Source organism: Martinezella sp. CNPSo 3959, assembly GCF_057784355.1.
Genome location: NZ_JBXSOV010000004.1, coordinates 262,460 through 289,187, shown reverse-complemented (window position 1 = coordinate 289,187; position 26,728 = coordinate 262,460). Strand labels below are relative to the sequence as shown.

The following is a 26,728-nucleotide window of genomic DNA, read 5'->3' as shown; positions in this document are numbered from 1 at the left end:
TTTTCCGGAAAATAGGCTGGAAGTCGCGCCTGCCGCAGCGATCTTTACGCGTCATATTTGACGCGCGCCGCTGTAGTGCGGTATGGCAAATGGATAGGACAGATCAAGGACGGGCATCAGATGAATCTTTTTGAAGGACATGGAAATCGCGAGGCGAAAATTCGCTACCTCGACGGCGATTTCCAGATCCTGATGCCGGGTTCTTATGTCGTCTGCGCCATGACCGGCAAGCATATTGCGCTCGATGAGCTGCGCTATTGGAGCGTTGCCCGGCAGGAGCCCTATGCCGACGTCATCACTTCGCTCGAAGCCGAAAAGCGCGCCGGCGCGCTACCCAACCAGAAGCGCTGATTTCTCTCGCTGAATAACCAGACGTGGCCCTAGGCCGCTTTGCTATTGCGCTTTTCCCCCAAGCGCCGCTCTCGTGCGGCTGCAATGGCCCTGTCGATAATCAGGGCTGGGGCCTGGGGATCGTCAAAGACCATATCGATCTCGATCACCCTACAGCACTGCAGCAGTTCGTCGGCGCGGCCATGATGGCCGATCAGGCGCACGTAGTCCTTCGACGTGGTGACGATCTCCAGCCCTTCGCGCGCGGCTATGTCGAGCATGTCGGAGACGTCGTCCTCGCCAGGATGCTCATGATCGCCGAAGCTGCGTGCGACGGCGATATCGGCCCCCAGCGTCTCGACCGTGCGGAAGAACTTGGTCGGATCGGCGATGCCGGCGAAGGCAAGCACCTTGCGGCCGCGCAAATCCTCGTGCCCACGCACTCTGACGCTCGCTGAAAAGAAAGGCTTCCCCGCCCTTGCCGCAAGACGCACAACACGATCGGCGGCGGTACCTTCACCGACTTTCAGCAGGCCGGACGCATAGAGGAGCTGCGTGCGCAGCGGCGCGCGCACAGGACCGCCTGGAACCAGGTGGCCATTGCCGATGCCCCTGCCGGCATCGACCACCACAAGGGCATAGTCGATCGCAATCTGCGCGCTCTGGAAGCCGTCATCCATGATGATGAGATCAGCCCCCTCGCGCACGAGCCTTTCCGCACCATCGGCACGGCGACGGGCAATGACCGTCAGCGCCTCGCGGGCAAGCAGCAGCGGCTCATCGCCGACGGCCGTGGCATGATGATGCGAGGGATCGACGACCGTCGTGACGTCGAGCGAGCCGCCATAGCCGCGGCTGAGGAAACCTGGCTTCAGCCCCTTGGCTTTGGCAGCCTGGGCAAGCGCAAGCGCCGTCGGCGTCTTGCCGGCGCCGCCGACCGTAAAATTGCCGACGCAGATGACCGGCACTGGCACGGAGGCGCGTTTGCCATGCAGCATGCGATGTCCGGCGATACGACCATACAGGAAGGAAAAGGGTGAGAGCCCCCAGGCGCGCCAATCCGGCTTTCGCCACCAGAAAGGTGGGGCTTCCGATACCATGCGTCTAATCCAGCCCTATTCCTGTGCCTGCGACCAACCGGCAAGAAAGGGCAGATTGCATGAAAAAGCAAGCCATTGCCGGGATCAGGCCGATTGCGCCACAGGCATGAGCAGGCTTTCAAGCTCGGTAATGTCGTTGAGGCAATAATCCGATGCGGCTGTCAGCGTTTCGCGCGAGCCGGTGCCTGTCAGCACGCCGACGGTCAGGCCGACACCGGCGTTGCGCCCCATATGGAGGTCGTGATTGTTGTCGCCGACGACGGCGACCTGTGCCGGCGAAAGACCGGTCGCCGCGTAGAAGCCGAGCACCATGCCCGGCTCCGGCTTCGTGCCGAAGCCGCTATCATAGCCGGCGATGTAATCGATATAGTCGATGAAGCCGAAGCGGCGCGCGGTCTGACGGATGGAGCGCTCATTGTCGCTGGAGGCAACGCCAAGCTTGTAGCCACGCTCATGCAGGCGCTGGAAGAAGGCAGCGAGATCGGTGACAGGCGAGGAGAAATCGGCCGCATGCGCAAAAAGCGCGTCGAGTTTTTCCACCAGCTCCGCGACATCCACTTTCGAGCCGGCAGCCACCAGGCCCTCGGAAATCTGCCGGGTGTTACCTGCCGCAAGCAGGCTATCCGGCACGATGTGGCCGGTAATCGGGTCCATGCCGCAGGCGGAGAGAAGATGATCGGCAAGAATGGGATCGTCCTGAGCAGCGATCCTGGCAAGCTCGCGATTGACCGGCAACCAGCTCTGATCATAGTCGAGCAACGTGCCGTCCTTGTCGAAAAGAATACCCGCAATCGCTCCCAGCTTCGCCGCTGTCATACCCTTCCCTTCTTATCCGTTCGCCATTGTCTTCGGCATCAGCCGCGCCTTGACCGAAAGCGGATTGATATAGGGCTCCAGGCCCTTGACCGTTGCGGCCAGCGCGCCTCGCATTTCATGCACGGCTGCGAAGCCGGCGTCGATCATACCGCGTCGTGCCGTGTCGTTAGTGAGCAAATAATGCACGCCGCGCGCCAGCATCTCGGTATCGCGCACCATGCGGGCGCTGCCGCGGCGGGCGAGCAGCTGATAGGAGTCGCGAAAATTCTGGACATGGCCGCCCGTCAGTATCGCGCAGCCGAGCATGGCCGGCTCAAGCGGATTCTGGCCGCCTTCGTTGAATAGCGATTTGCCCATGAAGGCGACTTCGGTCATCCGCAGGTAAAGCCCCATCTCGCCGATCGTATCGCCGAGGAAGACATCGACATCGGGCGAAAGGATGTCATTGCGGGTGCGGCGCGCCACTTTCAGGCCCTGCTCGACCAGCATCGCCTCGATCGCATCGCAGCGCTCGGGATGGCGCGGCACGATGATGGTGAGCTGGCCGTTATGCTCCTTGAGCATCGAATGCACGGAGGCGGCAGCACCCTCCTCGCCCTCGAAGGTGGAGACAGCTGCCCAGGTCTTGCGGTCGCCGACCTGCTTCATGTAGCCGGCAAGCGTCGGCGCGTCATAGGACGGCGCGTCGGTATCCACCTTGAGATTGCCTGATTTGAGAACCTGCAGGGCGCCGAGATCCCGGAAGCGCTCGGCATCGAGGTCGGACTGGGCCACGACCAGCGCCAGATTTTCGAACAGCGCCTCGGCAAGCGAGGGATGCTGGCTCCAGCGCGCGAAGGAGCGATCCGACATGCGGGCGTTGACGAGGATCTGCGGAATGCGCTTGCGGCCAAGCTCCATGATCGTTGTCGGCCAGATCTCGGATTCGGCGAAAATGGCGCAATCGGGCTGCCAATAATCGAGGAACCGCTTGATGGCAGGCTTGAGATCAAGCGGAACGTATTGATGGATTACCTCGTCGCCAAGCCGCTGATGCGCGACCTTGGCAGAGGTGATCGTGCCCGTCGTCAGGATGACGTGAATGTCGCGACGACGGATTTCTCGGATCAGTGGAATGACGGCCGAGGTTTCGCCGACGCTTGCGGCATGGAACCAGACCAGCGGTCCCTGCGGGCGGTTGGCGCTGGCATAACCCGAGCGCTCCAGCCTGCGGGAGCCATCTTCCTTGCCCTTCGCCGCGCGAACGGCGAGATAAGGCCCGATGAACGGATAAACGGCAATTCCGCCGAAACGATAGGCGCTCAAGGCAAGACGCGCCCTGAGGCTACTCATTTCGACCGCCTCCCATCCCAGCTGATCATCATCTATGCCAAATCCCGATAACCACGCGGCCGAATAAGCAGCCGAATTTTCGTTCTTATTGTGTCAAAGATACTGCTTCATGGCCGGATTTAAAGCGACAACGCTTTCCCGGATGGAGATATCAAATGCAAAATTCGGAGTAACGCGACCTCAGGATGCCGCTTTTTCCTGCGGATCCAGCAAACGATGCAGGTGGACAATGAAATAACGCATATGGGCATTGTCGACAGTCTGCTGTGCCTTGGACTTCCACGCCACCAGCGCGCTCGCATAATCGGGATACATACCGACGATATCGAGCTCATTGAGATTGCGGAACTGGACCTCTTCGAGGTTTTCCAATTCACCGCCGAAGACAAGGTGCAGGAGCTGCTTTTTGCCGCTGGTATCAGTCATTTTCGTCTCTTTCTACTGTCGTCCCCCTCCGTCCTTCATCTGCGGGATTTTGACGGAAAGGTCAACCGTCTCGTCGGTTCGATAGTTGACGGAGAAACTCCGGTAATTGTGCTGCCGACGCACCACAAAGTTCGTCATGGGATACTTCGGCGCGGTTGTAGCGCAATGTCTTGCCGGAAAGATCCACGAGAGCGCCGCCGGCTCGCTCCAAAATGAGATCGGCGGCGGCGAGATCCCAGTCGTGGGAGTTACGTTTGACGATTGTTCCCTCAAGCCTGCCGTCCGCCACCATGGCAAGGCGATAGGCGAGCGACGGCACGTGCTTCACCCGCTCGACCGTCTTGCGAAAATCCGGATCGAAGCCCTTCAGCATCTCCTCGCCGGTCGCGAGACGATTGATATCGTCGCCGACCCTCTGGGAAACGCTGATCGGCTCGCCGTTCTTCAAGGCCTCACCGCCGGCCGTCGCCACGAAGAGCTCGTCCAGCGCCGGCGCATAGAGGACACCCGCCACCGGCCGGCCGTCAGTGACGACGGCAACGCTGACGCACCATAGATCCAGGCCGGAGAGAAAACCCCTGGTGCCGTCGATCGGATCGACGACGAAGACGGTCGCGTGCTTCAGACGCTCGGCGTCATCATCGGTTTCCTCGGAAAGCCAGCCATAATCGGGCCTTGCGGTACGAAGCGTGGCGGCCAGGCTTTCGTTCGCGGCAAAATCCGCGGCGCTGACCGGGGACTGGCCGTTATTCTTCCACCAGACTTCCGGTGATTGCCGGAAGAAACCGAGAGCGATCTTGCCCGCCTCGAGCGCGGCACCCACGATCAGGTCCACGTCGCTCAATTGGCCGGCTTTGCTATCGATCATTGACGAATTCCAATCTCCGCTCGTTTTCAGCGGCCTGCGAGCGTCATGCCCTCAATAGCAAGCGTCGGAGCAGCGATACCGAAATCTCGGTCGATGTCGTTCGCCGGCGTCACGCGCATGAACATGTCCTTCAGGTTGGAAGCGATGGTTACCTCCGAAACCGCGAAGGTCAATTCTCCGTTTTCGATCCAGAAGCCGGTGGCGCCACGGCTATACTCGCCGGTGATCATATTGACGCCCTGGCCGATCAGCTCGGTGACATAGAAGCCCGTACCGACGTTGCGGATCAGTTCCTCGGGCGAAATATCGCCGGGTTCCAGCGCTAGGTTGGTGGAAGCAGGCGATACGGACGTGCCGCCGCGGACACCGCGACCGTTGGTCTTCAGCCCACCGCCGATTTCCCGCGCCGTCGCCGTGGACAGGAACCAGGACTTCAGCACACCGTCCTCGATCATGACGAGCCGCTTGCCAGACACGCCTTCGCCGTCGAAGGGGCGTGAGGATGGCCCGCGCACGATCAGGGGATCGTCCGTGATCGAAAGGCCGGATTTCAGCACCTGTTGTCCCATCTTGTCGCGCAGGAAGCTGGTCTTGCGGGCGACGGACGCGCCGTTGATGGCGCCGGCGATATGGCCGACGAAGCCGCGCGCGACACGAGGATCGAAAACGACCGTGACATTCTTGCCGGTCGGAACCTGCCGCGGATTGAGGCGTTTGACCACCCGCTCGCCGGCGCGGCGGCCGATCTCCTCAGCCGCATCGAGATCGGCAAAATAGAGGCGGCTGTCGAAATCATAGTCGCGCTCCATGCCTGTGCCTTCGCCGGCAATGACGCTGACGGAACGCCCGAAGCGCGAGCCCATATAGTGGCCGGAAAAACCATGCGAGGTGACGAGCACAAGGCCGCCCATGCCGGCCGAGGCGCCGCCCCCGGAAGAATTGGTAACGCCGGAAACGGCAAGAGCTGCCGCCTCGGTCGCAAGCGCCGCTTCGCGTAGCTGCTCCGTGGAAACCTCGGTCGGATCGAACAGTTCGAGATCGGGATAACTCTTGGCGAGATCCGCCTCATCGGCGAGGCAGGCGAAGGGATCTTCCGGCGAAACCTTGGCCATCGCCACGGCGCGCTCGGCAAGAGCGCTGAGATCGAAGCCTGGATTGGCCGAAACGCTGGCGACGCGATTGCCGACGAAGACCCTCAGCGAAAAATCGTCGCTCTCGGAGGATTCCGTGCCTTCGACCTTGCCGAGGCGAACGCTGACGGAATGGGCCCTCGAGCGCACCACAACGGCATCGGCCGCATCCGCACCGGCTTTCCGGGCGAGGTCGATCAACTGGCTGGCGCGGGAAAGCAGAGCGGCAGAATCGATTTCAGAGGTCATGACTTGGCCTTTCCTTCGCGTTCCATTTATTGTGCACTACATAAAGCATCAAGGGCGGCAAAGCCGATTCTTGTTCTAATCTCTTCACGCATGGTTGTTTATAATGGCCGCGCGTCGCAACACCGCCTGCCCCACGGAAAGAAACAGACGATGTCCGCCCCCAATACGCTTTTCACCGAAACCCTGCTGCTGCTCGGAGGCGCCGTCGTCACGGCCCCTATCTTCAAGAAACTGGGGCTTGGCACAGTGCTTGGCTATCTCGCCGCCGGCGTTGTGATCGGGCCGATTCTCCACAGCATCAGCGACAGCGAGGCCGTGCTTGCGGTTGCCGAACTCGGCGTCGTCTTCCTGCTCTTCATCATCGGTCTGGAGTTGAAACCATCGCGTCTGTGGCAGATGCGTCGCGATATTTTCGGCCTCGGCACGGCGCAGGTCGTCCTCAGCGGACTGGCGCTGATGGTGGCATCCTATTTCGGCGGCATTGCGGGCTGGAAGGGCAGCATCATCATCGGCTTCGGCCTGGCGCTTTCCTCGACTGCCTTCGCGATGCAGATCCTCGAACAGCAAGGCGACGTCAACACGAAATACGGCCAGCGCTCCTTCTCGATGCTGCTGCTGCAGGATCTCGCCATCGTGCCGCTGCTGGCACTGATCACCGTGCTCGACGGCGCGCAGGAAACCGCCAATCCCCTGCCGAGCCTGGCAATCGCCGTCGGTGCGGTGGCGGCAATGGTTATCGCCGGCCGCTATCTGCTGACGCCGCTGTTCCAGGTGATCGCTCGCACCGGCGCCCGCGAGGCGATGATTGCAGCCGCCCTTTTCGTCGTCATGGGATCGGCAACGCTGATGCAGCTTGCCGGTCTTTCCATGGCGATGGGTGCCTTTCTCTCCGGCGTAATGCTGGCCGAATCCTCCTATCGGCATGAGCTGGAAGCGGATATCGAGCCCTTCCGTGGCGTGCTGCTTGCGATTTTCTTCATCGCCGTCGGTCTGTCGCTGAAACTCGATGTCATCCTCGACAACTGGGTGCTGATCGTGCTCGCTGTTCCGGTCATGATGTTCATCAAGGCGATCGTGATCTATGCGCTCTGCCGCGCCACAGGCTCCCCGCATAACGATGCCGTGCGTATTGCCGGCCTCTTGCCGCAGGGCGGCGAATTCGGCTTCGTGCTCTTCAGCGCCGCCAGCGCCAGCGGCGGGCTTTTCTCCGCCAATACGGCTTCGACGCTGATCGCCATCGTGACGCTGTCGATGGCGCTGACGCCGCTGAGTTCCGCGCTGGCGAAGCGGCTGGTCAAGGGCGACACGCAGGAAGAGCTGGACGAGGATTTCGAGGGTGCCGGCTCCGACGTGCTGATGATCGGCTTTTCGCGTTTTGGCCAGATCGCCGCGCAGATCCTGCTTGCCAGCGGCCGCGACGTGACCGTCATCGATTTCTCCGCCGATCGCATCCGCCAGGCATCGAGCTTCGGCTTCCGGATCTATTTCGGCGACGGCACACGGAAGGACGTGCTGCGCTCCGCCGGCATCGATCGCGCCAAGATCGTCGTCGTCAGCACGCATCTGCGCGAGGTGACCGACAAGATCGTCGAACTCGTGCAGACGGATTATCCGCACGCACGCATCTTCGTGCGCTCCTACGATCGCATTCATTCGATCGAACTGCGTCACAAGGGCGTGGACTATGAGCTGCGCGAGACGCTGGAATCCGGCCTGCTCTTCGGCCGCCGTACGCTGGAGGCGCTCGGCGTCAGCGAGGCGGAAGCCTATGAGATCGGCGAGGATATCCGCAAACGCGACGAGCAGCGGCTCGTGCTGCAGGTCAGCGAGGGGCTGCAGGCCGGCACCGACATGCTCTACTCGCGCCCCGTCAAGCCGGAGCCGCTGGTCAAGCCGAAGCGTGCAGTCGACACCTACAGCGATGCAGACGATCTTGTTGCCTTGCCGCAGGAGGAGCCGGAGCGGGTTTAGCGGTTTTGTTTGTACGGACTGGCATCAACTTATCGGCGAATACTTAGTTCTTCGCTGTCATCACCTGGTCGAGGGCGAATTTCAGCTCGTCCTTCACGCCGGCCGACATGGCGAGGATATCGCGTGCCTTCAGGAAATCGAGGACGCCGGTGCGGCCGACGGCAGGGCGCAGGAAGATTTGCGGCGCCTGCAGGCGCAGCTTCAAGGCAATGTTGGACTGCATGGTCAGCTGGCCGGCACCGAACAGGCTCTCGATGCGGTTCGGAACCTGTCGGCCGCTGCCTTCCGGCCCGCCGACGACGTCGATGCCGATGATGATATCGGCAAGCCCGGCCAGATGTTCATAGGGAACCGGATTCATAATGCCGCCGTCGATCATCACGCGGTCTCCGAGCTTGACCGGCATGAACACGGCGGGAATGGCTGCAGAGGCGGCGAGCACGGGGAAGAGCTCGCCCTTCTCGATGACGACCTCCGCCTGGTCGTAATAATCGGTCGTGATCACCTTCAGCGGTATATGCAGCTCGGAAAAGCTTTCCGGAATGGCCGACGGCAGGAAGGTGCGCAGAATGCGTTCGAGATTGAACTGACCGAAGCGGATGCTACGCATGCTGACCGGCCGCAGGCTCCAGATCTTGTTGAGAACGGCCGGGCGATTGCCGACGGTTGCCAGCGTATAGTCGCGGATCTCAGCGCCACTCATGCCGACGGCCATGGCCGCGCCCATGATCGAGCCGATGGAGGAACCTGCTATGGCGACGGGGCGGATACCGAGCTCGTCTAGCGCCTCTATGATATGAATATGGGCGAGACCGCGTGCACCGCCGCAGCCGAAGGCGACTGCGACGCTCGGCGTGCCGGAAGCGGCGAGCGGATAGTCGCTGCCGACGAAATCAGCATAATCGCCCATATTGTTCTCCCTCCTCCGTCAGGCCGCCAGCGGCTGGTAACGGAAGAAATGCATCTTGCTGTCACCGAAGGTTCGCTCCTCCAGAAACAGGAAATCCGACGGCGCAGCAACTGTAACATCGGCGCGCTCCTCGAGGATCGCCAAAGCGCCCGGCACCAGCCAGCCACCGGCGGCAGCGGCCGCAAAAGCCTTCTCGCCCAGCCCCTTGCCATATGGCGGGTCGGCGAAGAGAAAATCGAAGGGCTCGAGATTGCCGACACTGCCGAGATCCGTCGCGTCCCGGCGCAGCATGCGCGTGCGGCCGTGCAGGCTGAGCGCCTCGATGTTTTCCCAAAGGAGGCCCCTGCCCTCGACGCTGCTTTCCACGAAGAGCACATGCCGGCAGCCGCGCGAGGCTGCCTCCAGCCCGACGGCGCCGGTGCCGGCAAATACATCCATCATCCGCGTGCCGTCGATGGCTTCGGGATAGGCATGGTTCAGAATGTTGAACAGGCTTTCGCGCGTGCGATCCGCCGTCGGACGAATGTCGTTCGACTTCGGCGTTGCAAGCGAGCGACCGCGAAACTCACCGCCGACGATCCTCACCGCGCGTCAGCCCCTGCCGCCCTTGGGACCGCCCCTGCCGGGGCCACCCCGACCGGAACCGCCGCGCGGACCGCCAGAGGGGCGACTTGCACCGCTGGGCTTGCCGCCAAAGCCGCGCGAACCACCGGGCTTTCCGCCCGGCTTGCCGCCAAAGGATTTGCCGCCGCCTGGCTTCTTGCCAAAGGGCTTGCCGGCCGGACGATCACCGAAGGAACGCTCGCCTTGCGGACGGTCACCGAAGGGCCGGTCGCCCCGGGACGGACGATCACCAAACGGCCGATCGCGCGGCGGACGATCCCCCTGCGGGCGCTCGCCGCCGAAAGACTTGCTGCGCGGACGCTCGTCTCCCTCGGCGCGCGGACGCCGGTCACCACGGGGCTTATCGCCGAAAGCCCGATCGCCACGCGCGGGCCGATCTCCGAAGGAGCGCTCGGAGCGGGCTTCCCCCTGGAAGGATTTCCCACGCGGACGATCGCCACCCTCTGGCCGCGAACCACGTTCACCACGCGGACGATCGCCAAACGGACGATCCCTACGAGCGGGACGGTCACCCTGCGGACGGTCGCCGCGCGAACGCTTGCGATCAAAACCTTCATCATCGCCACGCGAGCGACGCGGCGCTTCCTCGCTCGAACGGATCCACTCGCCATCGCCCTCGTCGACGCGATTGATGCGAACGCGCGGGCCTTCGTCCGGACGGTCGAAGCCGCTGCGCTGCGGGCGTTCAGGCTCGCCGCGCCGGGAGGCGGTCTTTGCATTCTTGGCCGCCTTCGCGGCTGCCTTTTCGCCGAGCGGGCGGGCGCCGGGCGCCATCCAGACATTGGCGCTGCGGCGCGGACCGAGCGGCTGGCGCTTCTGACGGTCATCGTCCTTGTGCCCACCATCGCGGCCGCCTTCGCGACGATCGTCGCGCTTAGCATCGCGTTTGGTATCGAGACGGCTGAGCGCACGCTCGCGCTTATCCTCGGGGCGCTCCCGACGCGGGCGCTCTTCCTTGCCCGCGCGAACCGGGGGCGTCCGAGCCGGCTTGGCATCCGCCTCTTCGGGTTCGGCAATGGCCGGGGCGTTATAGAGCGGCGCATCGAAATTCGCCTTGGCATCCTCGACCAGGCGCGGGCCGAGCTGGTCGCGCAGCGTGCGGCCGCGTACCTCGAGCACATGGCCTTCCGGCAGCTCGCCGAGCTGGAACGGGCCATAGGAGATGCGGATCAGGCGGTTGACCTCGAGGCCAAGCGCGCCGAGCACGTTCTTGATTTCGCGGTTCTTGCCTTCGCGCAAGCCCATGGTGATCCAGACGTTGGATCCCTGGGTGCGGTCGAGCGTCGCGTCGATCGAGCCATAGAGCACGCCATCGACGGCAATGCCTTCCTTCAGCTTGTCGAGCGCTTCCTGATCGATCTCACCATGGGCGCGCACGCGATAACGGCGCAGCCAACCGGTCGTCGGCAATTCCAGAACACGGGCAAGGCCGCCGTCATTGGTCAGCAGCAGCAAGCCCTCGGTGTTGATATCGAGGCGGCCGATCGACATGACGCGCGGCAGCTCTTCCGGCAGATTATCGAAAACGGTCGGGCGTCCTTCAGGATCGGCGTTGGTGGTCACCAGGCCGGCCGGCTTGTGATAGAGCCACAGGCGGGTGCGCTCGATGCCGCGGATCGGTACGCCGTCGACCTCGATCTTGTCGGCGAGTGTCACGTTGACCACCGGCGTATCGAGCAGCACGCCGTTCAGCTTGACGCGGCCATCGAGGATCATGCGCTCGATATCGCGGCGCGAGGCCACACCAGCGCGCGCCATCACCTTGGAAATGCGCTCGGCCTTTCCATCCTCGACTGCGGTTTCATCCGCAGCCTTGACGGTTGCGGCCTTCGCAGGCTTCGCGCCATCGCGCTTTATCGTCTTCTTGTCGCCAGCGAAGGGTTTAGACCCAGGCCGCTTGGGCTTGTCATTCATCGTCATTTGTTGTTTGCCTGAATTTTTAACGCGTGTTCCTATCAGGTCACGCCCTTGCGGTTAAGTGGAAAAACTTGAATGGCGGCTACAAATCAATTCATGGAGCTTGCTTTGTCCGAAGCGCGCCGAGCCGGAGAGCGTGGCGAAGTGCCGATCGGCGCCGTGGTCGTGCTCGACAGCAAGGTCATCGCCACTGCCGGCAACCGTACCCGCGAGCTCAACGACATCACCGCCCACGCCGAAATCGTCGCCATCCGCCTGGCCTGCGAGGAATTGGGCCAGGAACGTCTTGCGGGCGCCGATCTCTATGTGACGCTGGAACCCTGCACCATGTGCGCGGCGGCCATTTCGTTCGCGCGCATCCGACGTCTCTACTATGGCGCCGAGGATCCCAAAGGCGGCGGTGTCGACAATGGCGTGCGCTTCTATCGCCAGCCGACCTGCCATCATGCGCCGGAGGTGTATTCCGGCCTCGGCGAGACCGCATCCGCCGACATCCTCAGAGGTTTCTTTCAAGCGAAACGCTCTGAAGACTGAAAAGCGGCGGTTTTGATGCCGCCGCCTCGAGGGCTTTTATTGGAAAGGCTTCCACCAGCTGCTGTTGCTGGTCTGCTGCGCGGCCTCGGCGTCCTTCTTGCGCTTCTTTTCCTTCTTCGACTCGGGCGTACCGAGATCGTTAAGCGCAGCCTGGTCAGCAACCTGACGATATTGCTGCGGCGGGTCGATGAGGTAACGGCGCTGATCGATATAGCTGCCGGCCTGGTCCTGGCGCGCGGCACGATAAGCGGCCGTCTGCTGTGCTTCGCTCATGTGATTCTTGGCGCTGTCGGCCTGAGCCAGCGGCGAACGATAGTTGACGTCGTTCTTCTTCTCGTCGGCTTCCGCGGCAAGGCGCTTGCGGGCGTCTTCCGGAGATTCGAGCCAGGCCGGGTTGTCCTTGCTTGCCAGGGACTGCTGTGGGGCGGTCAGAGTGTCTTTGCTTCCGGCAACAACCAGACCGGGGCGGTTCGGATACTTCACACCCTTGTCCTTCGGCGTTGCAGCCGAAACGGAGGCGATGTCGCCGAGGTCATCCAGGAGCTGGACGCCGGCCGTCTTGTCGGTGCCGTAAGTCGGGCTGCTAAGGCAACCGGACATGGCGCCGCAGCCAACCACAAGTGCCGCCAAGCTGACGCCGACACGAACCTTATGCATCGCTCTCATGAAAACCCTTCCCAGCTATGCCGGAATAAACGCAATATGACCCCATTCAACGGCAACTGCCGTAAAATTCTGGCCATTTTCAGGCAGCTTTTACCGGATGAACGCCGCAAAGGCAATTCATCCGGCAATTTTCTTCAGTTGACAGCGGCAAGTTCGCGCAGTGCCGCGGCGTCACGCGCCGAGACATCCGGGTATTCCGGATCGGAGCCGACATCCGTCGTGATGCGCCAGGAACGGGCGCACTTTCGGCCCTCCGCGAGCTTCGGCACGACACTGACCTTGGCATCGTCGTCGAGGCGGAAGGCATCCGCAGGGCCCTGCTCACCAAGGATGGTGATATCGGAGGTGATGCAGATTTCCGAGAAGTCCTGGCCCTCGAGCACCTTCAGCAGCTCGGGATCGGCGACGTAGACGACCGGAGCAGCTTCCAAAGAGGAGCCGATCCGCTTATCCTTGCGCTCGATTTCCAGCGCGCCGGTGACGGCACTGCGCACGGCGCGGATCTTCTTCCACTTCTCGGCCAGCGCCTCGTTCTTCCACTCGACGGGAATGGTGACGAACTGCTCGAGATGAACCGAGACCGCAGACGGATTGCGCGACAGCCATGCCTCTTCCGTGGTGAAAGGCAGCATCGGCGCCAGCCACGTCACCATGCAGTCGAAGATCGTGCGGATGACGGCCAGCGAGGCGCGGCGCCGCAGGCTCGACGGCGCATCGCAGTAAAGCGCATCCTTGCGGACGTCGAAGTAGAAGGCCGAAAGCTCGACATTGGCGAAATCGATCAGGGCGCGGGCTATGCGCTTGAAGTCGAAGGCGTCGTAGCTTTCCCGTACCAGTTCGTCGAGCTCGGCGAGACGGTGCAGCATCAGCTGCTCCAGCTCCGGCATGTCGGCATAGGCGATCACCTCGCCCTTGTCGTGCGCCAGCGTGCCGAGCATCCAGCGGATGGTGTTGCGCAGCTTGCGATAGGCATCGACATTGGTCTGGATGATGGCCTTGCCGACGCGCAGATCTTCCGAATAGTCCGACGTCATGACCCAAAGGCGGAGGATGTCGGCGCCCGCATCCTTCATCACCTCTTGCGGCGAGGTGACGTTGCCCTTGGACTTCGACATCTTTTCGCCCTTCTCGTCCATGGTGAAGCCATGGGTGAGGACGGCATCGTATGGCGCACGGCCACGCGTCGCGGCACTTTCGAGCAGCGACGAATGGAACCAGCCGCGATGCTGGTCGGAGCCTTCGAGATAGAGGTCGGCCGGCCATTTCAGGTCCGGGCGGTCTTCCAGCGTGAAGGTGTGGGTCGAACCGGAATCGAACCAGACATCAAGGATGTCCATGACCTGCGTCCAGGGCTCGTTGGCCTTTTCACCGAGGAAGCGTTCGCGCGCGCCTTCGGCAAACCAGGCATCGGCGCCTTCCTGCTCGAAAGCCTCGAGGATACGGGCGTTCACACGATCGTCCTGTAGGATGTTGCCCTGCTCGTCGACGAAGATGGCGATCGGCACACCCCAGGCGCGCTGGCGCGACAGGACCCAATCCGGGCGCTGTTCGATCATGGCGCGCAGGCGGTTCTGGCCGGCAGCCGGCACGAAGCGGGTGTCGTCGATCGCCTTCAGGGCGCGCGAGCGCAGCGTCGAACCGTCGGCAAAGTCCTTGTCCATGTAGACGAACCATTGCGGCGTGTTGCGGAAGATGACCGGCTTCTTCGAGCGCCAGGAGTGCGGATAGGAATGCTTCAACCTGCCGCGCGCAAACAGCGTGTTCGTCTCGATCAACGCCTTGATGACGAGGTCGTTGGCATTGCCCTTCTTGCCGTTGTCGTCCATGACACGGCCACCTTCGAAGCCCGGAGCATCGGCGGTGTAGAAGCCAGCGTCATCAACGGGGAACGGGATGGCGGAGGAGATGCCGCGCTTTTCAAGATCGCGGGCATGCGACGTCCAGGCGTCAAAGTCTTCGCGGCCGTGGCTGGGCGCCGTGTGTACGAAACCCGTACCGGCATCATCGGTGACGTGGTCACCATCGAGCAGCGGCACCTTGAAACCATAGCCGAGCGAGGCGAGCGGATGAGCACAGGTCAGTGCGGCCAGATCGGCAGCGGTCACGTCGCTCACGCGCTTGTATTGCAGCTTTGCCTTGGCGAAGGATTCCTCGGCGAGCTTGTCGGCGAAAACAAGCTTCTCGCCCGGGCGCGGGCCGAAATCATTGGCCGCTTCCGTGACCTCATAGAGTCCGTAGGACACGCGCGAGGAGTATGCGATCGCGCGATTGCCGGGGATCGTCCAGGGGGTGGTCGTCCAGATGACCACAAAGGTGCCGGCGAGATGCGCCGGGCCTTCAGCCACCGGGAACTTTACCCAGATCATATCGCTCTCGACGTCGGCATATTCGACTTCGGCTTCGGCCAGCGCCGTCCGCTCGACCACCGACCACATGACCGGCTTGGAGCCACGATAAAGCTGACCGGTACGGGCGATCTTCAAAAGCTCGCCGGCGATGCGGGATTCCGCATGGAAGTTCATGGTCAGATAGGGATTGTCGAAATCGCCCGTGATGCCCAAGCGCTTGAATTCCTCGGACTGGATCTTGATCCAGCCGGCGGCAAAGTCGCGGCATTCCTGGCGAAACTCGTTCACCGGGACCTCGTCCTTGTTCTTGCCCTTCTCGCGGTATTTCTCCTCGATCTTCCATTCGATCGGCAGGCCATGGCAGTCCCAGCCCGGAACGTAATTGCTGTCATAGCCGCGCATCTGGAACGAGCGGGTGATGACGTCCTTGAGGATCTTGTTCAGCGCATGGCCGATGTGGATGTGGCCGTTGGCATAGGGCGGGCCATCATGCAGCACAAACTTTTCACGGCCAGCGGCGGAGGCGCGCAGCTTCTTATAGAGGCTCATCTCCTCCCAGCGCTTCACCAGCTCCGGCTCCTTCTGCGGCAGTCCGGCGCGCATCGGAAAATCAGTTTCCGGCAGGTAAAGGGTCTTGGAGTAATCCATCTTTTCAGCGGTATCGGTCATAGTCGTGACAATTGCCTCGGTGTCTCGGGCGTCTTGCGCCTCAACTGGCGCAGCCATACGGGGAATTTTCGGCGGCGGAAAGCATCTCTTGAGCGAGACGCCAAAAACCCGGACCTTCCGGCAGCTTAAAGCGCGCGGAAGGCCGGGCCAATAATTCGTATCGCGTGGCTCAGCCGAAATTGGGTCATGGTCGCCGGTTCATAGGCGTTTTTTCCAGGGAAAGGAAGAGGAAACAGTTGCGCCAATCCATAGAAAAGCCGCGGACGTTTCCGTCCGCGGCCAATTTGAGGGTCTATCTAATCAGGCTCGTGCTGCTGCCCGTGCCGGCACGACCGCGTTGACGATAACGGCCACGACGATATTGGCGAGAAGCGCCAGCAGCCCCGTATAGACGGTGAAGCCGGTTTCGCCGAGCGGAACCATGTGCAGCGGCTTCCAGCCGGCATCCCATACGAGATAGGTGCCGCCAAAGAAGCCGACGAACCAGCCGGCGAGCAGTGCCGGTGCACGGAACCACTTGGTATAGAGACCGAAGACCAGAGCCGGCAGCGTCTGCAGGATCCAGATGCCGCCCAAAAGCTGCAGATCGAGCGCGAACTGCGTCGGCAGGAAAATGATGACGAGAAGCGCACCGACCTTGACGACAAGCGATGTCATCTTGGCGACCTTCGCCTCGCCGGCATCGGAAACCTGCGGATCGACATAGGCCTTCCAGAAATTGCGGGTGAAGAGATTGGCAGCGCCGATGCTCATCACAGCCGCAGGCACCAACGCCCCGATAGCGATGGCCGCGAAGGCGAAACCAGCAAACCAGCTGGAGAACAGGGTCTGGAACAGTGCAGGCACCACGTCATTGGCGCTGTCCAGCTTCAGATTTGCCGCGTGGCCCATATAGCCGAGCAGGGCCAGTAGGCCCAGCAGCAGAGTGTAGGCCGGCAGCAGCACCGCATTCTTGCGGATGGTGTTGCCGCTGTTGGACGCGAAGATGCCGGTCAGGGTATGCGGATACATGAACGCCGCCAGCGCCGAGCCGAGCGCCAACGTCGCGTAGGCAACATACTGGTTACCGCCGAGCAGCAGACTACCCGCCCCCTTGGCTTTGAAATCCGCATCAGCCGCGGCAAAGACATTGGCATAGCCACCGAGTTTCGCCGGAATGAGCGCGATGGCCGCGATCACCACGATGTAGATCATGATGTCCTTGACGAAGGCGATCAGCGCCGGAGCGCGAAGGCCGGCCGAGTAGGTATAGAGCGCCAGAATGATGAAGGCGACGGCGAGCGGCAATTCGCCGTGGAGCCCCAGGGCCTTGAACACCGCTGTCATGCCGACGAGCTGCAGGGCGATATAGGGCATCGTTGCGATGACGCCGGTGAGCGCAACCGCCAGTTCCAGCGCCCGCGAGCCATATTGACCGTGGACGATATCGCCGGCCGTGACGTAACCATGATCCTTTGCTCGCCTCCAAAGAAGCGGCATGACCATGAAGACGAACGGATAGACGACGATCGTATAGGGCAGCGCGAAGAAGCCATAGGCGCCGACCGTGTAGACCAACGCCGGGACGGCAATGACCGTATAGGCCGTATAAAAATCGCCGCCAACGAGGAACCAGGTGATCCAGGTGCCGAAGGTGCGGCCGCCAAGGCCCCATTCGTCGATATGGGCAAGGGTCTTCGGCCTACGCCAGCGGGCAGCGACAAAGCCCATCACGGTCACGAGGGCCAGGAAGAATATGAAGACGGCAAGAGCTGTCGGATCGATATCAGTCATCATGGCGCATGCTCCGATAGGCGATCCAGGTCAGAACAGCGGTGATCGGCACCCAGGCCAGCTGATACCAGTAGAAGAAAGGGAAACCCAACAGCACCGGATCGTGGCTGTTGTAGAAGGGCACCCAAAGCAAACCAATATAAGGAATGACGAGCAGCCAGCAGGCCGCCGTTCCGAAACGTTTATCCATCCCATTCGCCTTTCGGAAAACGGGCGCTGCGACTCGCGCCCTACGATGTAGGTATTGCAACATCTTTCCAGTCGCTCAAGGCAAAAAGATATTGCGTCGCCGCAATCCCCGCACGTAATCGTTTCCAACGAAATCAGGAAAAGGCGATGACCCGGTCGAGCTCGCTGAGCGGCTGGACACCGGCAAGCAGCGCGCGTGCCTCGTCCTCATCCTTGCGGATCTGCGCGACCAGCGGATCGAGACCGTCGAACTTCAGTTCGGGGCGAAGATAGCCGAAGAAGGAGACCGAACAGACCTGGCCGTAGAGATCGCCGCTGAAATCGAAAACGTAGGTTTCCAGCAGCGGCGCCCCGTTGTCCGTCACCGTCGGGCGCCGGCCGTAGCTGGCAACGCCATCGCGGATGGTGCCATCGGCCGTCCGGAAGCGAACAGCATAGATGCCTGCCCTCAGCGATGTCTCGGGCGGCAGCTGCATGTTTGCCGTAGGGAAGCCGAGCGTGCGGCCCAGCTTCTCACCGCCGATGACAGGGGCCTGGACGGTATAGCGATAGCCGAGCAGACCAGCAGCTTGGGCGACATCGCCTTCCGCAAGCAGTGTGCGTATGCGGCTCGACGAGATGACCTCCGTGTTTTCGTCGCGGAAGGCATCGATCAGCGTCACGCCGAAGCCGTTATGGCTGCCAGCATTCATGAGGAAGGCGGGGCCTCCCTGACGATCATGGCCAAAATGAAAATCGAAGCCAGTGACGACTTCCGACGCGTGCAGCCAGTCGATCAGGATCGAATGCACGAATTCATCCGCCGAGCGCTGCGAGAAAGTGCGATCGAAAGGATATTCGATGACGGCGTTGAAGCCGAGCGCTTCCAGCAGCCGCGCTCGCAAAGGCGCAGGCGTCAGGCGGAAGACGGGATGATCCGGCTTGAAGACGGTGCGCGGATGCGGCTCGAAAGTCAGCACCAGAGCCGGAATGCCGCGCTCCCTGGCGATCTCCAGCGCACGCGTCAGCACCGATTGATGGCCACGGTGCACGCCGTCGAAATTGCCGATGGCGACCACGCCGCCCTTCAAGGCATCGGGAAGCGGCTCGCGGGTTTCGTTGCGGTGGAAAACGGTCATCGACTGCCACTCTCCTCAGACAAGGCGCGGCATCCACCATTTCGGCGAGGCCTGTTCGCGCGCCAGGAAGGCGCCGAGAGCGGCCTCATCCGTATGCCCTTCGACGACATATTCGCGGGCGTGGATGCCATGGCTGATATAAAGAAGATCGAGGCCGTAATCGAGTGCGCCGCGCACGTCGGTCGGCATACCATCACCGATTGCCACCACGCGTGACAGCGGAAACTCGCTTTTCACCTCGCGGGCCGCCGCGATCGCTGCATCGTAGATCGGCTGGTGCGGCTTGCCGGCGATGCGCGTCTGGCCGCCGAGCCGCTCATAATAGGCGGCCATGGCGCCGGCGCAGGGGATCATGCGATGGCCGCGCTCGACGACGAGATCCGGATTGGCGCAGATCAGCGGCACCTTGCGGGCCGACCAGGCCGTCAGCATTTCGGTGTAATCGTCAGGCGTTTCAGTTTCGTCATCGAAAAAGCCCGTGCAGACGATACTTTCCGCTTCGCCGGCTTCGACGCGCTGAACGTCCAAGCCTTCCAGGATGCCGATATCGCGCTCCGGACCGAGCAGGAACACCTTCCTCGGTCCCTCGGCAATCAGCTTGCGTGTCACATCGCCCGAGGTGATGATGCGATCGTAAACGCTGTCGGGAACACCGATTGCACGCAGCTGCTCGACGACCTTCGGAGCGACGCGCGGAGAATTGGTGATGAGGACGACCGCAAGGCCTTCGCCGCGGGCCGCTTCAAGCGCGATCGAGGCCTCCTTGTAGGCCGTGACGCCGTTATGGAGCACACCCCAAACATCGCAGAGCGCAACATCATAAAGTCCGCCGATGTCGCGAAAGCTCTCGATCCGTTTGCCCATGCCGTCCTCGCATCAAATAAATCACGGGCTGACATCGCAAACCGGCCGGCAAATTACAAGAGCGGCACGCAAGGTTTTTGCGTCGCACAAGGCCTGAGCGGCAGGCGTGGGCAAGGTCAGCGAGCGGCAAGATTGCGCAGCGGAAGCAACGGGATGACGCTCTGGAAAAGGCGTGACCCGACCCTGTCTTCACGAGGGCAAAATGAGAGAACCTTTGCAACGAGATGCTACGCGGCGGCGCCCTGGGCGTTAATCATCCTCAAAACAAGCCGAGGCGCGCCGCAAAAAATTCACAGTGCTGTCCTTGACTCGTCCGGAAGCCACCCCTAAATCACCGTCGCTAGCACTCTCAGAGGATGAGTGCTAACAAAATCCATACGGATCCCCGCTGATCCGTGAATGTCATTTGATCGAGGGATTAGACAATGGCAAGCACCAATTTCCGCCCCCTTCATGACCGCGTCGTCGTTCGTCGCGTCGAGTCGGAAGAAAAGACCAAGGGTGGGATCATCATTCCCGACACCGCCAAGGAAAAGCCGCAGGAAGGCGAAATCGTCGCCGTCGGTTCTGGCGCTCGTGATGAGGCCGGCAAGGTCGTAGCACTCGACGTCAAGGTCGGCGATCGCGTTCTGTTCGGCAAGTGGTCGGGCACTGAAGTCAAGCTCAACGGCGAAGACCTTCTGATCATGAAGGAAGCCGACATCATGGGCATCATCGGCTAATCAGCCGGTTCCCTTTTCCGATAAAGCTGACGGGCCCTAAAGCCCCGAAAACGCGAATTCAGGAGTTTCAAACATGGCAGCTAAAGAAGTAAAATTCGGCCGCAGCGCCCGCGAAAAGATGCTTCGTGGCGTCGATATCCTCGCTGACGCAGTGAAGGTCACGCTCGGCCCGAAGGGTCGTAACGTCGTTATCGACAAGTCTTTCGGCGCTCCGCGCATCACCAAGGACGGCGTTTCCGTCGCCAAGGAAATCGAACTCGAAGACAAGTTCGAAAACATGGGCGCCCAGATGGTCCGCGAAGTCGCTTCGAAGACCAACGACGTCGCCGGTGACGGCACCACCACTGCAACCGTTCTGGCCCAGGCGATCGTTCGCGAAGGCGCCAAGGCTGTTGCAGCCGGCATGAACCCGATGGACCTGAAGCGCGGTATCGACCTCGCTGTTGCAGAAGTCGTCAAGGATCTCCAGGCCAAGGCGAAGAAGATCAACACTTCGGAAGAAGTTGCCCAGGTCGGCACGATCTCCGCAAACGGCGAAAAGCAGATCGGTCTCGATATTGCTGAAGCCATGCAGAAGGTCGGCAATGAAGGCGTCATCACGGTTGAAGAAGCCAAGACCGCCGAAACCGAACTCGAAGTGGTCGAAGGCATGCAGTTCGACCGCGGCTACCTCAGCCCCTACTTCGTAACCAACCCGGAAAAGATGATCGCCGACCTCGAGGACGCGTTCATCCTGCTGCACGAGAAGAAGCTCTCGAACCTGCAGGCCATGCTTCCGGTTCTCGAAGCCGTCGTTCAGACCGGCAAGCCGCTCCTCATCATCGCTGAAGACGTCGAAGGCGAAGCTCTTGCGACCCTCGTCGTCAACAAGCTGCGCGGCGGCCTGAAGATCGCTGCTGTCAAGGCTCCGGGCTTCGGCGATCGCCGCAAGGCCATGCTGGAAGACATCGCCATCCTGACGGGCGGCACTGTCATCTCCGAAGACCTCGGCATCAAGCTCGAGTCCGTCACCCTCGACATGCTCGGCCGTTCCAAGAAGGTTTCGATCTCCAAGGAAAACACCACGATCGTCGACGGCGCTGGCGCCAAGTCCGACATCGAAGGCCGCGTTGCCCAGATCAAGGCTCAGATCGAAGAAACCACCTCCGACTACGACCGCGAAAAGCTGCAGGAACGTCTTGCCAAGCTCGCTGGCGGCGTTGCCGTGATCCGCGTTGGCGGCTCGACGGAAGTCGAAGTGAAGGAAAAGAAGGACCGCATCGACGACGCTCTCAACGCGACGCGCGCTGCTGTTCAGGAAGGCATCGTACCGGGCGGCGGCATCGCGCTCCTGCGTTCTTCCACGAAGATCACTGCCAAGGGTGAAAACCAGGATCAGGAAGCCGGCGTCAACATCGTTCGCCGTGCCCTGCAGTCGCTGGTTCGCCAGATCGCTGAAAACGCTGGTGACGAAGCTTCGATCGTTGTCGGCAAGGTTCTCGACAAGAACGAAGACAACTACGGCTACAACGCCCAGACGTCCGAATTCGGCGACATGATCGCTATGGGCATCGTCGACCCGGTCAAGGTCGTTCGTACGGCTCTGCAGAACGCAGCTTCGGTTGCTTCGCTGCTGATCACCACCGAAGCCATGATCGCTGAACTGCCGAAGAAGGATGCCCCTGCTGGCATGCCGGGCGGCATGGGCGGCATGGGCGGCATGGACATGATGTGATAGGCCAGCGGCCTCATCGCAGGAATGTCCATAAAGCTTCGCCCATGCACTTTAGCGCTTCAGGCCGCCAAGCGGCCTGAAGTGGCGGCATGGACATGATGTGATAGGCCAACGGCCTCATCACAGGAATGTCCATAAAGCTTCGCCCATGCGCTTTTAGTGCTTAAGGCCGCCAAGCGGCCTGAAGTGGCGGCATGGACATGATGTGATAGGCCAACGGCCTGTTACGACTGTTCAATCCGACATCCGGAATTGACGAAAGGGCGGCCCTCGGGTCGCCCTTTTTGTTTGTGGCCTATAGTTTCGATGCAGACCGGCAAGTTTCTGGCAGCGCAAATTTACGCAAATTGCCCCATTGCCGTTTTCGAAAAAGCTCTTATAAATCGCGGCGCAGCGATTTTGGAGGGTTAGCTGCAATGCACGCAAATTTTACTTATATTCGGCACGATTAATCGGCAGCCGCGCATGGCTATGATCTTAAGGATCGAGGGGCGCGCGGATTTTTTACTTGAAATGACTTCATAGCTTGGATCGCCAAGTCGGACCAAGCATGACGGAAAATGGAAGCAGCAGAGCCGAATGCTCTGCTTTTGATGCGGCATGCGGGAAGACATTCAATCCGGAAGACGCAGGGGAATTTGAATAAAGCGCAAGGGGGGACCTGGCGCTCAAATGGGGATCATCTTGTTCAAGATTGCCAAGGCCAATTTTTCCGCACCGTTTGCGCCGGGCTCGCTGGAGTTCGAGGGTCGTGATCCCGATCTTCTGGCTCAGTTCTGTGTTTCCGAGGGATGGACGGGCGATCTTTCAAGCGGCATCATCAAACTTGGGCAGTGGGGCACCATGCTGCATGGGCTGAATTCTTCGGAATGCGGCCTGCTGAGCCTCATGCATTGCTATGATCTACAGGATCGGGCCCGTATCCTCGATCTTTTCGAGCAGGCGGCTACGGCCAATTCCTGCTTCTGCTATTCGACGACCACGCTCGGCGCAGGTGGTCATCGCCGACCGGTCTTCTGTGTCGGGGAATCCGTTGCCGCGGATAAGCAACATGCCGGCAGCATGGTCGGCGTTTTTCTGTTTCCGCGCTTCAAACTGGAGCCGGGCAGCCAACTCGCCACCCGGCAGTAAATCACTATCGGTCATGGTCGGCCAAGTTCGCCCGACCAGCTACCGAGTTCAACCTGATCAATCCCGCTTGGGAATGCTGAGGCCGCGCTGGCTTGCCGGGCGCGCAAGCGCGCGGTTCAGCCAGGCCATCACGGAGGGGAAGCTTTCGAACTCCAACACCTCGCGGCCGCCATAGAAGACGTCGACGCCGCGAACCCAGGGAAAGGTGGTGATGTCGGCGATGGTGTATTCATCGCCCATGATCCATTCGCGTCCCTGCAGGCGGCTCTCCAACACGCCGAGGAGGCGCTTGGCCTCATCGCGATAACGCTCGACCGGATAGGAGTTATTGGCGACCTTCTCGGCCGCGAATTTGAAGAAATGGCCGAACTGGCCGAACATCGGACCAACGCCTGCCATCTGGAAGAAGACCCATTCGAGGGTCTCATAGCGCATGGCAGCATCGCTCGGAATGAGCTTGCCGGTCTTTTCCGCCAGATAGACCAGGATCGCGCCGGATTCGAACAGGCCGATCGGTTTGCCGTCAGGGCCATTGGGATCGATGATTGCCGGAATGCGGCCATTCGGGTTCAGCGAAACGAACTCCGGCGATTTCTGATCATTGGTGCCGAAGGAGATCAGATGCGGCTCGTAGGGCAGGCCAAGCTCCTCCAGCGCAATCGAGACCTTTACGCCGTTCGGCGTCGGCAGCGAATAGAGTTGGATAATATCCGGATTGCTGGCAGGCCAGCGCTTCGTGATCGGAAAGGATGACAGATCGGCCATGGGCTTGCTCCTGAAGGGTCTGATTTGACAACTGATTTGCCGCCACAATAGCCGATGGGGCTTGTATGGGAAGAGTTATCTCTGTGACCCATTGTTCAATGATTGTGAACTAATTGTGCGCAGTTGTTTATCTTTCCAACTCCTCAAAAATCACGAATATCCATCTCCAGAGAATAACTGCCACGTGATCCCAAGCGAATTTACTGGAGACCCTCATGTCCAACACCAACAACATCATCATTCTCGTAGCGCGCATCCTGCTCGCCTTCATCTTCATCTTCTCCGGCTTCGGCAAGCTGACCGATCCGGCAGGCACGGCCGGCGCGATCGCCGCCGCCGGCATGCCGGCCGCAACCCTGCTCACCTATCTCGCTGGCGCTTTCGAATTCGTCACCGGCATCTGCGTTCTCGTCGGTTTTCAGGTCCGCATCGTCGGCTGGCTGCTCGCCGCCTTCTGCATTTTCACCGGCGTTGTGTTCCACCTGCCGACCGTCAACGTTCCGGACTTCCCTGCTGCCGCCAACGGCTGGATCAACACCCTAAATTTCGTCAACTTCCTGAAGAACGTCACGCTCGCCGGCGCCTACATCATGCTCGCCACCAACGGTGCAGGCGTCTACTCGGTCGACGCTCGCCGCGGTGCCTACGCAGCCGCCTAAAGCGCTGCATAGTTTCCAAGACAAAAAGCCCGCCGGAATTCCGGCGGGCTTTTTTTGCATGAATAGGAAACTGAAAAATCAGAGCGCGCTGCGAACGGCCGAGATGATGCGCTGAACCATCGGATCACCCTCGTGGCTTTCCTTGCGTGCCCGCACCAGACAAGCCTCCGAGCGCAGGATGATGCCATCAGACAGGACCTTCAGATGGTTTGCTCTCAGAGTCGAGCCGGTGGAGGTGATGTCGACGATGATATCGGCCGAGCCGGCAGCGGGTGCCCCCTCCGTCGCACCGAGACTTTCGACGATACGGTAGAGCTGGATGCCGTGCTGGCTGGAGAAGAACTGCTGCGTCAGCCGCCAGTATTTGGTGGCGACTGTCAGCCGGTGGCCATGACGGGCGCGGAAATCGGCGGCGACATCACCGAGATCGGCCATGGTATCGACGTCGAGCCAGATTTCCGGTACGGCGACGACGACATCGGCGTGACCGAAACCGAGCCTTGCGCAGAATTCGACCCGGCGATCGACCTCCGCCATGCCCTCACGCACGAGGTCTTCGCCGGTAATGCCGAAATCGACGCCGCCATTGCCGATCTCACGCGAGATTTCCGAGGCTGACAGGAAGGCGATCTCGACCCCGTCCCAACCTTCGACACGGCCGCGATAGGAGCGATCGTTACCGACGGCGACGATCGGCATTCCGGCACGCTCGAAGATCGCGGCGCAATCCTCCTTCATCCGGCCCTTGGAGGGAAGCGCTATGGTGATGGTCATCAGGCTGCCCTCGCGGTTTCGATACGGTCGAGCCAGAGCGCGAAGCCGACAGCCGGGATATGATCCTTGGCCCCGAGCAGGGTCATCAGCCGGTCGAAGCGGCCGCCACCGGCGAGCACCGCGCTCGATCCCTCCACCGTCACTTCGAAGACAAGGCCGGTATAGTAATCAAGGGGACGGCCAAAAGCGGCGCGATAATCAATCTTCGAAACATCAGCGCCGGCTTTGGCTAGCGCCGCAACGCGGGCATCGAAGCTCTTCAATGCGCTCCCGAGCTTCAGCCCTGCAGCGTCGGCAAAACCTGCCAGCGCCGCGGAAGCATCCGAGAGCGGCACGCTCAGGGACAAGAACTCCTCCAGCACGCGGAAGGCCGCATCGTCGAGCCGCGTTTCGGACAGGACCAGCTTCTCGCGAAGGCGCCGGGCGATTTCCTGCGGCGAACGGCTGGCATTGGTGGAATAGCCGGTCGCATGCATTGTGGCGTCGATATGCTTGATCAGCCCCTGCTCATCGCCGCGATTGAGGAAATCGAGTACGTGCGTATCGAGCCCGGTGACCGGCTGCGGGCTTGCGAGCCGCGCCAGCAGGGTTTCGAGCTGCATCATGTTGCCGAAAGCGTGGATCAGCCGCTTCTGCCAGCCCGACGGCAGGCCGAGCGCCTGCACCACGGCCTCGAATACGGCCTGATCGCCCAAGGTCACCGAAAGTGCCTTGCCAGGCACCAGCCGGCTCAGGATACCGATGGCATCGCCGATGGCGCGAGCGTCAGCGCCGGCCGTCTCATTATCACCTAGGTCCTCGATGCCGGCCTGATAAAACTCATGCCCGCCTTCGCGGCGCTGACGAAAAATCTCGCCGAGATAGGAATAGCGCTTCGGCGTGCCGGTGGCGGTTTCGATATGCTGCAGACAAACCGGAATGGTGAACTCGGGGCGCAGGCAAAGGCTGGCGCCGGTTTCGCTTTCGGTCATGAAGATACGCCGGCGAAGATCTTCGCCGGCCATATCGAGAAAGGGTTCGGCCGGCTGGATGATGGGCGTATCCACCCGCTCCGTCCCGCGGACGGAGAATTCGTCAAGGAGATCGCCGGCAAAATCCGGAAGGTTGATCAGGGGCATGGCGGAACTCT

General features: G+C 61.3%; 25 protein-coding genes. 7 read left to right on the top strand and 18 right to left on the bottom strand.

Going from position 1 to position 26,728, the window contains the following annotated elements; all coding sequences use genetic code 11:
* The first annotated feature begins 120 nt into the window (after positions 1-120).
* On the top strand, positions 121-351 hold the full coding sequence (locus AC13RE_RS13800; RefSeq protein WP_015338954.1) for a DUF2093 domain-containing protein: 231 nt from the start codon (positions 121-123) through the stop codon (positions 349-351).
* 29 nt (positions 352-380) lie between these two features.
* Here the strand turns inward: AC13RE_RS13800 and lpxK are convergent, their stop codons facing one another.
* From lpxK to AC13RE_RS13770, 6 genes are all read right to left on the bottom strand, one after another.
* The gene (lpxK, locus tag AC13RE_RS13795; protein ID WP_488563320.1) at positions 381-1,430 is read right to left on the bottom strand and encodes a tetraacyldisaccharide 4'-kinase; all 1,050 of its coding nucleotides are present in this window, start codon (positions 1,428-1,430) and stop codon (positions 381-383) included.
* An 84-nt stretch (positions 1,431-1,514) separates the two neighbouring features.
* The gene (locus AC13RE_RS13790) at positions 1,515-2,246 is read right to left on the bottom strand and encodes an HAD family hydrolase (protein WP_132715941.1); all 732 of its coding nucleotides are present in this window, start codon (positions 2,244-2,246) and stop codon (positions 1,515-1,517) included.
* A 12-nt stretch (positions 2,247-2,258) separates the two neighbouring features.
* A complete protein-coding gene (gene waaA / locus AC13RE_RS13785) occupies positions 2,259-3,578 on the bottom strand; it encodes a lipid IV(A) 3-deoxy-D-manno-octulosonic acid transferase (RefSeq protein ID WP_488563319.1) in 1,320 nt (439 codons plus the stop codon).
* 180 nt (positions 3,579-3,758) lie between these two features.
* Positions 3,759-4,004 carry a DUF4170 domain-containing protein gene (locus AC13RE_RS13780; RefSeq protein ID WP_015338950.1) on the bottom strand — a complete coding sequence of 82 codons (246 nt, stop codon included), beginning with the start codon at positions 4,002-4,004 and terminating at the stop codon, positions 3,759-3,761.
* 61 nt (positions 4,005-4,065) lie between these two features.
* Entirely contained in the window at positions 4,066-4,872 is an 807-nt protein-coding gene (locus AC13RE_RS13775; protein WP_488563318.1) for a 3'(2'),5'-bisphosphate nucleotidase CysQ, read from the bottom strand.
* A 26-nt stretch (positions 4,873-4,898) separates the two neighbouring features.
* Positions 4,899-6,251, bottom strand: a complete 1,353-nt coding sequence (locus AC13RE_RS13770) for a TldD/PmbA family protein (protein WP_488563317.1) — start codon at positions 6,249-6,251, stop codon at positions 4,899-4,901.
* A 150-nt stretch (positions 6,252-6,401) separates the two neighbouring features.
* On the opposite strand from AC13RE_RS13770, the gene AC13RE_RS13765 reads away from it, so the two are divergent.
* Positions 6,402-8,222, top strand: a complete 1,821-nt coding sequence (locus tag AC13RE_RS13765) for a monovalent cation:proton antiporter-2 (CPA2) family protein (protein WP_488563316.1) — start codon at positions 6,402-6,404, stop codon at positions 8,220-8,222.
* 43 nt (positions 8,223-8,265) lie between these two features.
* On the opposite strand, the gene AC13RE_RS13760 is transcribed toward AC13RE_RS13765, so the two are convergent.
* From AC13RE_RS13760 to AC13RE_RS13750, 3 genes are read right to left on the bottom strand one after another with little or no spacing between them, the layout of a single operon-like run.
* Complete coding sequence (locus tag AC13RE_RS13760) at positions 8,266-9,132, bottom strand: patatin-like phospholipase family protein (RefSeq protein WP_488563315.1); 867 nt, start codon at positions 9,130-9,132, stop codon at positions 8,266-8,268.
* Positions 9,133-9,150: 18 nt separating this feature from the next.
* The gene (gene rsmD, locus AC13RE_RS13755) at positions 9,151-9,717 is read right to left on the bottom strand and encodes a 16S rRNA (guanine(966)-N(2))-methyltransferase RsmD (RefSeq protein ID WP_132715935.1); all 567 of its coding nucleotides are present in this window, start codon (positions 9,715-9,717) and stop codon (positions 9,151-9,153) included.
* 6 nt (positions 9,718-9,723) lie between these two features.
* Positions 9,724-11,676 carry a pseudouridine synthase gene (locus AC13RE_RS13750; protein ID WP_488563314.1) on the bottom strand — a complete coding sequence of 651 codons (1,953 nt, stop codon included), beginning with the start codon at positions 11,674-11,676 and terminating at the stop codon, positions 9,724-9,726.
* Positions 11,677-11,748: 72 nt separating this feature from the next.
* Between AC13RE_RS13750 and AC13RE_RS13745 the strand changes: the two genes are divergently transcribed.
* The gene (locus AC13RE_RS13745; RefSeq protein WP_488563313.1) at positions 11,749-12,207 is read left to right on the top strand and encodes a nucleoside deaminase; all 459 of its coding nucleotides are present in this window, start codon (positions 11,749-11,751) and stop codon (positions 12,205-12,207) included.
* A 36-nt stretch (positions 12,208-12,243) separates the two neighbouring features.
* Here AC13RE_RS13745 and AC13RE_RS13740 read toward each other — a convergent pair whose 3' ends face one another.
* The 6 genes from AC13RE_RS13740 to AC13RE_RS13715 all read right to left on the bottom strand — a co-directional run bounded on the left by AC13RE_RS13740 (position 12,244) and on the right by AC13RE_RS13715 (position 19,834).
* Positions 12,244-12,873: a hypothetical protein gene (locus AC13RE_RS13740; RefSeq protein ID WP_112335401.1), complete on the bottom strand. Its 630-nt coding sequence runs from the start codon at positions 12,871-12,873 to the stop codon at positions 12,244-12,246.
* Between the two features lie 134 nt (positions 12,874-13,007).
* Positions 13,008-15,890 carry an isoleucine--tRNA ligase gene (gene ileS, locus AC13RE_RS13735; protein ID WP_488563312.1) on the bottom strand — a complete coding sequence of 961 codons (2,883 nt, stop codon included), beginning with the start codon at positions 15,888-15,890 and terminating at the stop codon, positions 13,008-13,010.
* A 300-nt stretch (positions 15,891-16,190) separates the two neighbouring features.
* Positions 16,191-17,666: a monocarboxylate uptake permease MctP gene (gene mctP / locus AC13RE_RS13730; protein WP_132715930.1), complete on the bottom strand. Its 1,476-nt coding sequence runs from the start codon at positions 17,664-17,666 to the stop codon at positions 16,191-16,193.
* Entirely contained in the window at positions 17,656-17,853 is a 198-nt protein-coding gene (locus tag AC13RE_RS13725) for a DUF3311 domain-containing protein (protein ID WP_034508488.1), read from the bottom strand. The genes mctP and AC13RE_RS13725 overlap by 11 nt, the downstream gene beginning before the upstream one ends.
* Positions 17,854-17,986: 133 nt before the next feature.
* Entirely contained in the window at positions 17,987-18,970 is a 984-nt protein-coding gene (locus AC13RE_RS13720; protein ID WP_132715929.1) for a bifunctional riboflavin kinase/FAD synthetase, read from the bottom strand.
* A gap of 15 nt (positions 18,971-18,985) precedes the next feature.
* Entirely contained in the window at positions 18,986-19,834 is an 849-nt protein-coding gene (locus AC13RE_RS13715) for a TIGR01459 family HAD-type hydrolase (RefSeq protein ID WP_488563311.1), read from the bottom strand.
* Between the two features lie 425 nt (positions 19,835-20,259).
* Between AC13RE_RS13715 and groES the strand changes: the two genes are divergently transcribed.
* The 3 genes from groES to AC13RE_RS13700 all read left to right on the top strand — a co-directional run bounded on the left by groES (position 20,260) and on the right by AC13RE_RS13700 (position 23,401).
* Positions 20,260-20,556, top strand: coding sequence for a co-chaperone GroES (gene groES, locus AC13RE_RS13710; RefSeq protein WP_015338933.1), 297 nt, complete (start codon positions 20,260-20,262; stop codon positions 20,554-20,556).
* A 73-nt stretch (positions 20,557-20,629) separates the two neighbouring features.
* A complete protein-coding gene (groL, locus tag AC13RE_RS13705) occupies positions 20,630-22,270 on the top strand; it encodes a chaperonin GroEL (RefSeq protein ID WP_132715927.1) in 1,641 nt (546 codons plus the stop codon).
* A 672-nt stretch (positions 22,271-22,942) separates the two neighbouring features.
* Entirely contained in the window at positions 22,943-23,401 is a 459-nt protein-coding gene (locus AC13RE_RS13700) for a hypothetical protein (protein WP_488563310.1), read from the top strand.
* 57 nt (positions 23,402-23,458) lie between these two features.
* On the opposite strand, the gene AC13RE_RS13695 is transcribed toward AC13RE_RS13700, so the two are convergent.
* Positions 23,459-24,166, bottom strand: coding sequence for a glutathione binding-like protein (locus AC13RE_RS13695; protein ID WP_488563309.1), 708 nt, complete (start codon positions 24,164-24,166; stop codon positions 23,459-23,461).
* A gap of 215 nt (positions 24,167-24,381) precedes the next feature.
* Between AC13RE_RS13695 and AC13RE_RS13690 the strand changes: the two genes are divergently transcribed.
* Positions 24,382-24,825, top strand: a complete 444-nt coding sequence (locus tag AC13RE_RS13690) for a DoxX family protein (protein ID WP_132715924.1) — start codon at positions 24,382-24,384, stop codon at positions 24,823-24,825.
* 78 nt (positions 24,826-24,903) lie between these two features.
* On the opposite strand, the gene hisG is transcribed toward AC13RE_RS13690, so the two are convergent.
* Both hisG and AC13RE_RS13680 read right to left on the bottom strand, forming a co-directional pair.
* A complete protein-coding gene (gene hisG, locus AC13RE_RS13685) occupies positions 24,904-25,599 on the bottom strand; it encodes an ATP phosphoribosyltransferase (protein ID WP_488485598.1) in 696 nt (231 codons plus the stop codon).
* On the bottom strand, positions 25,599-26,717 hold the full coding sequence (locus AC13RE_RS13680) for an ATP phosphoribosyltransferase regulatory subunit (RefSeq protein ID WP_488563308.1): 1,119 nt from the start codon (positions 26,715-26,717) through the stop codon (positions 25,599-25,601). The genes hisG and AC13RE_RS13680 overlap by 1 nt, the downstream gene beginning before the upstream one ends.
* Between the last annotated feature and the right edge of the window lie 11 nt (positions 26,718-26,728).

What these genes read in the sequence shown, in the direction of transcription:
- AC13RE_RS13800 (WP_015338954.1), top strand. Translation starts at nt 121, where the DNA reads ATGAATCTTTTTGAAGGACATGGAAATCGCGAGGCGAAAATTCGCTAC.
- lpxK (WP_488563320.1), bottom strand. Translation starts at nt 1,430, where the DNA reads ATGGTATCGGAAGCCCCACCTTTCTGGTGGCGAAAGCCGGATTGGCGC.
- AC13RE_RS13790 (WP_132715941.1), bottom strand. Translation starts at nt 2,246, where the DNA reads ATGACAGCGGCGAAGCTGGGAGCGATTGCGGGTATTCTTTTCGACAAG.
- waaA (WP_488563319.1), bottom strand. Translation starts at nt 3,578, where the DNA reads ATGAGTAGCCTCAGGGCGCGTCTTGCCTTGAGCGCCTATCGTTTCGGC.
- AC13RE_RS13780 (WP_015338950.1), bottom strand. Translation starts at nt 4,004, where the DNA reads ATGACTGATACCAGCGGCAAAAAGCAGCTCCTGCACCTTGTCTTCGGC.
- AC13RE_RS13775 (WP_488563318.1), bottom strand. Translation starts at nt 4,872, where the DNA reads ATGATCGATAGCAAAGCCGGCCAATTGAGCGACGTGGACCTGATCGTG.
- AC13RE_RS13770 (WP_488563317.1), bottom strand. Translation starts at nt 6,251, where the DNA reads ATGACCTCTGAAATCGATTCTGCCGCTCTGCTTTCCCGCGCCAGCCAG.
- AC13RE_RS13765 (WP_488563316.1), top strand. Translation starts at nt 6,402, where the DNA reads ATGTCCGCCCCCAATACGCTTTTCACCGAAACCCTGCTGCTGCTCGGA.
- AC13RE_RS13760 (WP_488563315.1), bottom strand. Translation starts at nt 9,132, where the DNA reads ATGGGCGATTATGCTGATTTCGTCGGCAGCGACTATCCGCTCGCCGCT.
- AC13RE_RS13750 (WP_488563314.1), bottom strand. Translation starts at nt 11,676, where the DNA reads ATGACGATGAATGACAAGCCCAAGCGGCCTGGGTCTAAACCCTTCGCT.
- AC13RE_RS13745 (WP_488563313.1), top strand. Translation starts at nt 11,749, where the DNA reads ATGGCGGCTACAAATCAATTCATGGAGCTTGCTTTGTCCGAAGCGCGC.
- AC13RE_RS13740 (WP_112335401.1), bottom strand. Translation starts at nt 12,873, where the DNA reads ATGAGAGCGATGCATAAGGTTCGTGTCGGCGTCAGCTTGGCGGCACTT.
- ileS (WP_488563312.1), bottom strand. Translation starts at nt 15,890, where the DNA reads ATGACCGATACCGCTGAAAAGATGGATTACTCCAAGACCCTTTACCTG.
- mctP (WP_132715930.1), bottom strand. Translation starts at nt 17,666, where the DNA reads ATGATGACTGATATCGATCCGACAGCTCTTGCCGTCTTCATATTCTTC.
- AC13RE_RS13725 (WP_034508488.1), bottom strand. Translation starts at nt 17,853, where the DNA reads ATGGATAAACGTTTCGGAACGGCGGCCTGCTGGCTGCTCGTCATTCCT.
- AC13RE_RS13720 (WP_132715929.1), bottom strand. Translation starts at nt 18,970, where the DNA reads ATGACCGTTTTCCACCGCAACGAAACCCGCGAGCCGCTTCCCGATGCC.
- AC13RE_RS13715 (WP_488563311.1), bottom strand. Translation starts at nt 19,834, where the DNA reads ATGGGCAAACGGATCGAGAGCTTTCGCGACATCGGCGGACTTTATGAT.
- groES (WP_015338933.1), top strand. Translation starts at nt 20,260, where the DNA reads ATGGCAAGCACCAATTTCCGCCCCCTTCATGACCGCGTCGTCGTTCGT.
- groL (WP_132715927.1), top strand. Translation starts at nt 20,630, where the DNA reads ATGGCAGCTAAAGAAGTAAAATTCGGCCGCAGCGCCCGCGAAAAGATG.
- AC13RE_RS13700 (WP_488563310.1), top strand. Translation starts at nt 22,943, where the DNA reads ATGGGGATCATCTTGTTCAAGATTGCCAAGGCCAATTTTTCCGCACCG.
- AC13RE_RS13695 (WP_488563309.1), bottom strand. Translation starts at nt 24,166, where the DNA reads ATGGCCGATCTGTCATCCTTTCCGATCACGAAGCGCTGGCCTGCCAGC.
- AC13RE_RS13690 (WP_132715924.1), top strand. Translation starts at nt 24,382, where the DNA reads ATGTCCAACACCAACAACATCATCATTCTCGTAGCGCGCATCCTGCTC.
- hisG (WP_488485598.1), bottom strand. Translation starts at nt 25,599, where the DNA reads ATGACCATCACCATAGCGCTTCCCTCCAAGGGCCGGATGAAGGAGGAT.
- AC13RE_RS13680 (WP_488563308.1), bottom strand. Translation starts at nt 26,717, where the DNA reads ATGCCCCTGATCAACCTTCCGGATTTTGCCGGCGATCTCCTTGACGAA.